Below are 6,380 nucleotides of genomic sequence, written 5' to 3'. Positions count from 1 at the left end.
GGCTACAGCCCGCCGCGGCGGGCGACGACCCTGGGGAAAAAGACAAAGCCTCCGCATCCCGCGGAGGCTCTTGGAAAAGCTGATCTTACTTCTTCGGCGGCGGCGCTGGCGCCGATTGCGCGGGCTGCTGCGGTTGCGGCTGTGGCGTCGCACTAGGTGTGGGCGTGGCTTGCGTCGCCGGCTGCGTCTGCGCCGGTTTCTCCGTGCCCAGCACCGAACCGCTGGTGCCAGTCGTCTTGGCCACGGTGAGCGCGAACGATGTCACCATAAAGATGATGGCTGACCAAGTGGTCGCTTTCGAGAGCAGCGTGGCCGCGCCGCGCGGACCGAATGCCGTCTGGCTGCCCTGTCCGCCAAACGTCGCGGCGATGTCGGCGCTCTTGCCGTGTTGTAGCAGCACGACGATGATCAGGAATAGGCAAACAAATACGTGGACGATGGTAAGGAATATGATCATGGGCTTCAGTCTTCGAGCTTCGATCTCCCGGCGCGCTGCCGGACTAACCTTTCTTCAGCCTAAGATTCGAAATCATGGTGCACAGAATTGGTGCGGAAGGGGGGATTTGAACCCCCACGCCTTTCGGCGCCACCCCCTCAAGATGGTGTGTCTGCCAATTCCACCACTTCCGCATACCTGGGGTCCGCAAATCCTGGGGTAATCAAACCAGGGCCACGCGCACACAGGACCGCAGCTTCGGCTGCGACCTCCTGTTTCTGTCGTGGGGACACCACTGAGAGGCAGATTCGATTATAGCAAACAGCTCTGCCCAACCCGTTCCTGCATGCGGTGAGCACGAAGCGCGATGCGACAGCCCGCCGCGGCGGGCTGCGACCCTAGTAATGAATAATGGCGCTGAACGACTTGGGGTCGAGTGACGCCCCGCCAACGAGCGCGCCGTCGATCTCGAGATCTCCCATCAGTGCGCTGGCGTTGTCCGGCTTGACGCTGCCGCCATAAAGGATGCGCATCGCGACCGCGGCAGTCTCACCCAAGGCCTCGGCGGCCTGGGCGCGGATCAGCCGGTGCGCGGCGGCCGCCATCTGCGGCGTCGCCGTCTTGCCTGTGCCGATCGCCCACACTGGCTCGTAAGCCACGGTGATGGGCGCCGCCTCCACCGCGCCGATGCCGCGGAAGGCATTCACCGTCTGGCGGCGCAGCACCTCTTCCGTCAGGCCCGCCTCGCGCTCCTGCAGCAGTTCGCCCACGCAAACGATGGGCGTGAGTCCTCCGGCTAGGGCCGCCTTCAGTTTCTTGTTCACCGTGTCGTCGGTCTCGCCGAAGAACTGGCGCCGCTCCGAGTGCCCGATGATCACGTGCGTGCACCCCGCAGCGGTCAGCATTCCGGCGGATATCTCTCCGGTGAACGCGCCTTCCTTCTCCCAGAACATGTCTTGTGCGCCGATGGCCACGTTCGAGCCCTTCGCTGCGGCGACCGCGGCGGCAAGGTCAACGAACGGAGGACAGACAGCGATCTCGTCGCGCGCGTGTCCGGCGACCAGGGGAAGAAGATCGCGCAAAAACGCCTGTGCCTGCTCCGGCGTCTTGTACATCTTCCAGTTGGCGGCGATCAGTTTTTTGCGCGGCATAGGTCTTCGGCGGCGGCCCTCAGGCGATGGCGTAGGAACGTTCGTGCGCCAACCCGCGCGCGGCAGCTTCAAACACGTCGAAGGTTGCCGCGTCGAACAACACGAAACGTACGGTGCGCAGGTTCGCGGTGTACAGCAGCGCGTCTGCCACTTCGCGCAGCGCGACCGGCGCGGCCTTCTGCACCGGGAATCCAAAGATCCCGGTAGCGAGTGACGGTGTGCTCACCACGGTGGACTTGAGTTCCTCGTCAGCGAGCTTGAGGGAATGGCGATAGGCGTTCGCGAGGGTGGAAGACTCGCCTTGCTCGCCGCCATGCCACACCGGGCCCACCGCGTGGATCACGTGCTTCGCGCCCAAGCCTCCGGCGGAGGTGGCGCGCGCGCTGCCCGGTTCGACCTCGCCGTGGCGCTCGAAGGCCTCGCGACATTCCTGGTGAAAAGCGGCGCCGGCGACGGCGAAGATGGCGCCGCAGACACCGGAGCCAGGGACCATCCGCGAGTTGGCGGCGTTCACGATCGCGTCGGTGCGCTCGTGCGTGATGTCGCCGATCTTCATCTCGATGGCGTGGCCGTTGGGCAACGTCATCGTCAGATGCTCGGCGGGATGAAGACCCGGTTTCTCCGCAGCGCTCATCATTTCCTGGCGCTCTCGGTCTTGGCGTCGGTTAGCGCTTCCACACCGGGCAATCTCTTGCCCTCGAGGAATTCCAGTGATGCCCCGCCGCCGGTCGAGATGTGCGAGATCTTGTCGGCTACGCCGGCAGCGTGTACCGCGGCGACGGAGTCTCCGCCGCCCACGATGGACGTAGCATCCTGATTCGCGGCTATCGCCTTCGCGATGGCCATGGTGCCGTGCGCAAACGGCGCCATCTCGAATACGCCCATCGGACCGTTCCACACGATGGTGTTGGCGTCGGCGATCTCCGCGCTGAACAACTTCACTGTCTCCGGACCGATGTCGAGCGCGATCATCTCCGCGGGGATTGGCTGTCCGGCGTGGAGGTTGACGATCTTTGCGCCGGGCGCCACGCGGTCCGCGGCCACGTGGTCCACGGGAAGCAGCAGCTTTACGCCACGCTTGGCGGCGTCTTCGATCAGCATCTTCGCCAGCTCCACCTTGTCGGCCTCGAGCAGCGACTTGCCGACGGGCTGGCCTTGCGCCTTGAGGAACGTGTACGCCATGCCGCCGCCGATGAGCAGCGTGTTCACCTTGATCATCAGGTTCTGGATGACCGCGATCTTGTCGCTCACCTTCGCGCCCCCCATGATGGCCACGAACGGACGCGCCGGATCGTGCAGCGCGCGGCCCAGGTATTCGAGCTCTTTCTGCATCAGAAAACCGGCCGCGGCCTTGGAGACGAATCTCGTGATGCCGACGGTGGAAGCATGCGCGCGGTGCGCTGCGCCGAACGCGTCGTTCACGTAGAGGTCACACAGCTTGGCCAGCGCCTTGGAGAAGGCTTCGTCGTTCGCCTCCTCCTCGGGATGGAAGCGCAGGTTCTCGAGCAGCAGGGCCTGCCCCTTCTCCAGTTTGGTGGTGAGTTCTTCGGCTTCGAGGCCGACGCAATCGGGCGCGAATCCAACGTTCACGCCACGCTCCATCTTCTCGTCGAGCAGCATGCGTAGGCGCTCGGCCACCGGCTTCAGGCTCATCTTTGAGTTTGGCTTGCCCTTGGGACGACCAAGATGCGATGCCAGGATGAGCCGCGCGCCATGGCGCAGCGCGTACTCGATGGTTGGCAGCGTCTCGGCGATGCGGGTATCGTCGGTCACGCGGCCCTCGTCATCGAGCGGGACGTTGAAATCCACGCGCATGAACACGCGCTTGTCGTTGAGCTCCAGGTCTTTGATGGACAGCTTGTTCATGCTTGATCGCCTGCGCCTACAACCCTTTGCTGCCGAGGAGCTTGATTAGGTCGCGGACGCGGCATGAGTAGCCCCACTCGTTGTCGTACCACGCGATCACCTTCACGCAGTTGCCGGCGACCACGCGCGTCATCGGCGCGTCCACGATCGAAGAATTCGAATTGCCCTTAAAGTCGGACGACACGAGCTCCTGCGTCTCGTATCCGAGGATACCCTTCAGCGGTCCCTCGGCTGCCGCCTTCAGTTTCGCGTTCACCTCTTCCGCGGTGGTCGACTTCTCGCAGAACGCCACCAGGTCCACCACCGAGACGTTCGGCGTCGGCACGCGCATCGCGAAGCCGTCGAGCTTGCCCTTCATCTCCGGGATCACGAGGTAGATCGCCTTGGCCGCACCCGTCGAAGTGGGGATCATGTTGATCGCCGCCGCGCGCGCCCGCCGCAGGTCTTTGTGCGGGAAGTCGAGGATGACCTGGTCGTTGGTGTAGGAGTGGATGGTCGTCATCGTCCCGCACTGGATCTTGAAATTGTCGTTCACCACCTTGGTGATGGGCGCCAGGCAGTTCGTGGTGCACGAGGCGTTGGAGAGGATGTTGTGCTTCGCCGGATCGTACTTGTCCTGGTTCACTCCCAGGACGATGGTGATGTCCTCACCCGTCGCCGGCGCGGAGATAATGACCTTCTTCACCGGGCCGCGCAGATGCTTCTTCGCGTCCTCGGCTTTGGTGAAGCGTCCGGTGGACTCGATCACGACCTGCGCGCCTACCTCTTCCCACTTGATCGCGGCGGGATCTTTCTCGCTGAACACCCGTACCTTCTTGCCGTCGATGGAGATGGAATCGGCCTCGGCCTTGACGTCGTGGTGCAGGTTGCCGAGGACAGAGTCGTACTTCAGCAGGTGTGCCAGCGTGTTCGGATCGGTAAGATCGTTGACCGCCACGAATTCGAGCTCTTTGTCGCCGATGGCGGTGCGCAAGATGTTGCGCCCGATGCGCCCGAAGCCGTTGATGCCAACCTTGATCGCCATAGTGCCTCCGAAAAGAGGTAGAGCGGATGATGGGTCGTGCCGGACCAAAACAGATGCGGTTGGAAAACTAGGAATCGTAGCATCCGCGAGGGCAGGCGGCAATCAGCCCCGCCATCCCGCAAGGGCATGACACGTCGCAACCCAAGCGACTAGAATGCTGGGTTTCCTGCCCGGAGGGTATTCCCGCATGACGCTGCCCGAATTCAAGATGCTGGTGGACGAAGCCAAGAAAGAGATCACCGAGATCGACGCCGACGAACTGAAGCGCTTGCAGAAGTCCGGCGAGCCGTTCGTGCTGCTCGATGTGCGCGAGCCCGATGAGCACGCCCGCGGCATCATCGCCGGTGCCATTCCTATGACGCGCGGCCGGCTCGAGCTCGATATCGACCAGGCCACCACCGACAAGAACGCCAAGATCGTGTGCTACTGTGGCGGCGGCAGCCGCTCGGCGCTCGCCGCCCAAACGCTCAAGAAAATGGGCTTCAAGAACCCCATCTCGCTCATCGGCGGATGGCGCGGATGGAAAGAAGCAGGGAACTAGATGGACCTGCAAGGCATCAAGCTGACCTGGCTCGGCCACGCGTGCTTTCGCGTCGAGACGCCGGCCGGCAAGTCGTTCCTCATCGACCCCTGGGTGAAGGAGAATCCGGCCACGCCAGACGAGCACAAAGACCAGCCCGCCTTTGACTCCATGCTGCTCACGCACGGGCATTTCGACCACATCGGCGACGCCGTCGCGCTGGCGAAGAAGTACCAGCCCACCGTCGTCGGCGTCTTCGAGCTTTGCATGTGGATGCAGAAGAAGGGCGCGAAGAATGTTGCGCCGATGAACAAGGGCGGGACGCAGATGGTCGGTGACATCCTTGTCACCATGGTCCACGCCGACCACTCCTGCGGCATCCAGGAAGAAGATGGTTCCATCGTCTACAGTGGCGAAGCGGTCGGATACGTCATCGGGTTCGAGAACGGCGTGAAGCTGTATCACGCCGGCGACACCAACGTCTTCGGCGACATGCACATCATCCACGACCTCTATCACCCGGAGATCGTGTTGCTGCCCATCGGCGACCAGTTCACCATGGCGCCGAAAGAGGCCGCATACGCGTGCGGATTATTGCGCCCGAAGACGGTCATCCCCATGCACTTCGGCACCTTCCCCGCGCTGAAGGGGAAGCCTGCAGACTTACAAAAGTTGGTCGAGGGCATGGGCATCGAGGTCTTCGAGATGAAGCCCGGCCAAACGGTCTGATGAGAACGATCTGACATGAGCGAGATCACCGGCGAAAAAGTCGAGCAGTACCTCTACCAGATCCTGCCGGAGCGCGATGAAGTCCTGCGCGCGATGGAAGAGCAGGCCAAGCAGCGCGATATTCCCATCGTCGGTCCGGCGGTCGGGCGCCTGCTCTATCAGCTTGCGCGCATGGTGAACGCGAAGACCGTCTTCGAAGCCGGTTCGGCCATCGGATACTCCACCATCTGGTGGGCGCGGGCGGTGGGCGAGGGCGGGCGCGTGGTCTATACCGACAGCGACAAGAAGAATGCCGACGAAGCGCGCGGATACTTCGAACGCGCCGGCGTGGCCGACCGCGTCGACATCCGCATCGGCGACGCGCTCGAGATCCTGAGCGAGCAGCGCCCGGCAAGCTACGACGTCATCTTCAACGACGTGGACAAAGAAGATTACCCGCGTGTCTTCAAGCTCGCCGTGCCGCGCGTGCGTCCCGGCGGGCTCTTCATCACTGACAATGCGCTGTGGAGTGGACGAGTGGTCGATCCGCAGGATGAGCAGTCACGCGCCGTCGCCGAGTTCAACCGCATGCTCTACGCGTCGAAGGACGTGTTCACCACCATCATCCCGCTCCGGGACGGCGTCGCGGTGGCGATGAAGGCGTAGTTCAGAGTC

The 6,380-nt window shown here is 63.2% G+C and carries 8 protein-coding genes and 1 tRNA gene; 3 read left to right on the top strand and 6 right to left on the bottom strand.

Features of this window, described 5'->3' with window-relative positions; genetic code table 11:
• Positions 1-85 precede the first annotated feature (85 nt).
• The 6 genes from secG to gap form a co-directional block, all read right to left on the bottom strand.
• Positions 86-457 (bottom strand): preprotein translocase subunit SecG, encoded by a 372-nt coding sequence (gene secG / locus M3P27_05915; protein ID MDP9267846.1) that lies wholly within the window; start codon positions 455-457, stop codon positions 86-88.
• 88 nt (positions 458-545) lie between these two features.
• Positions 546-630, bottom strand: a tRNA-Leu gene (locus M3P27_05910).
• 204 nt (positions 631-834) lie between these two features.
• On the bottom strand, positions 835-1,587 hold the full coding sequence (gene tpiA / locus M3P27_05905; protein ID MDP9267845.1) for a triose-phosphate isomerase: 753 nt from the start codon (positions 1,585-1,587) through the stop codon (positions 835-837).
• Positions 1,588-1,606: 19 nt separating this feature from the next.
• The gene (locus M3P27_05900) at positions 1,607-2,224 is read right to left on the bottom strand and encodes a macro domain-containing protein (protein ID MDP9267844.1); all 618 of its coding nucleotides are present in this window, start codon (positions 2,222-2,224) and stop codon (positions 1,607-1,609) included.
• Positions 2,221-3,453 carry a phosphoglycerate kinase gene (locus tag M3P27_05895; protein MDP9267843.1) on the bottom strand — a complete coding sequence of 411 codons (1,233 nt, stop codon included), beginning with the start codon at positions 3,451-3,453 and terminating at the stop codon, positions 2,221-2,223. Before M3P27_05895 ends, M3P27_05900 begins: the two co-directional genes overlap by 4 nt.
• A 16-nt stretch (positions 3,454-3,469) precedes the next feature.
• Complete coding sequence (gene gap / locus M3P27_05890; GenBank protein ID MDP9267842.1) at positions 3,470-4,477, bottom strand: type I glyceraldehyde-3-phosphate dehydrogenase; 1,008 nt, start codon at positions 4,475-4,477, stop codon at positions 3,470-3,472.
• Between the two features lie 187 nt (positions 4,478-4,664).
• Between gap and M3P27_05885 the strand changes: the two genes are divergently transcribed.
• Genes M3P27_05885 through M3P27_05875 form a run of 3 tightly spaced genes read left to right on the top strand, consistent with a single transcriptional unit; the run spans position 4,665 to position 6,371 of the window.
• Complete coding sequence (locus M3P27_05885; protein MDP9267841.1) at positions 4,665-5,018, top strand: rhodanese-like domain-containing protein; 354 nt, start codon at positions 4,665-4,667, stop codon at positions 5,016-5,018.
• Positions 5,019-5,726, top strand: a complete 708-nt coding sequence (locus M3P27_05880) for a metal-dependent hydrolase (GenBank protein MDP9267840.1) — start codon at positions 5,019-5,021, stop codon at positions 5,724-5,726.
• A 15-nt stretch (positions 5,727-5,741) separates the two neighbouring features.
• Positions 5,742-6,371, top strand: a complete 630-nt coding sequence (locus M3P27_05875; GenBank protein MDP9267839.1) for an O-methyltransferase — start codon at positions 5,742-5,744, stop codon at positions 6,369-6,371.
• Positions 6,372-6,380 lie beyond the last annotated feature (9 nt).

It is taken from the genome of Acidobacteriota bacterium, assembly GCA_030774055.1.
Classification (GTDB): domain Bacteria; phylum Acidobacteriota; class Terriglobia; order Terriglobales; family Acidobacteriaceae; genus JACPNR01.
This window is presented reverse-complemented; position numbering and strand designations above follow the sequence as displayed.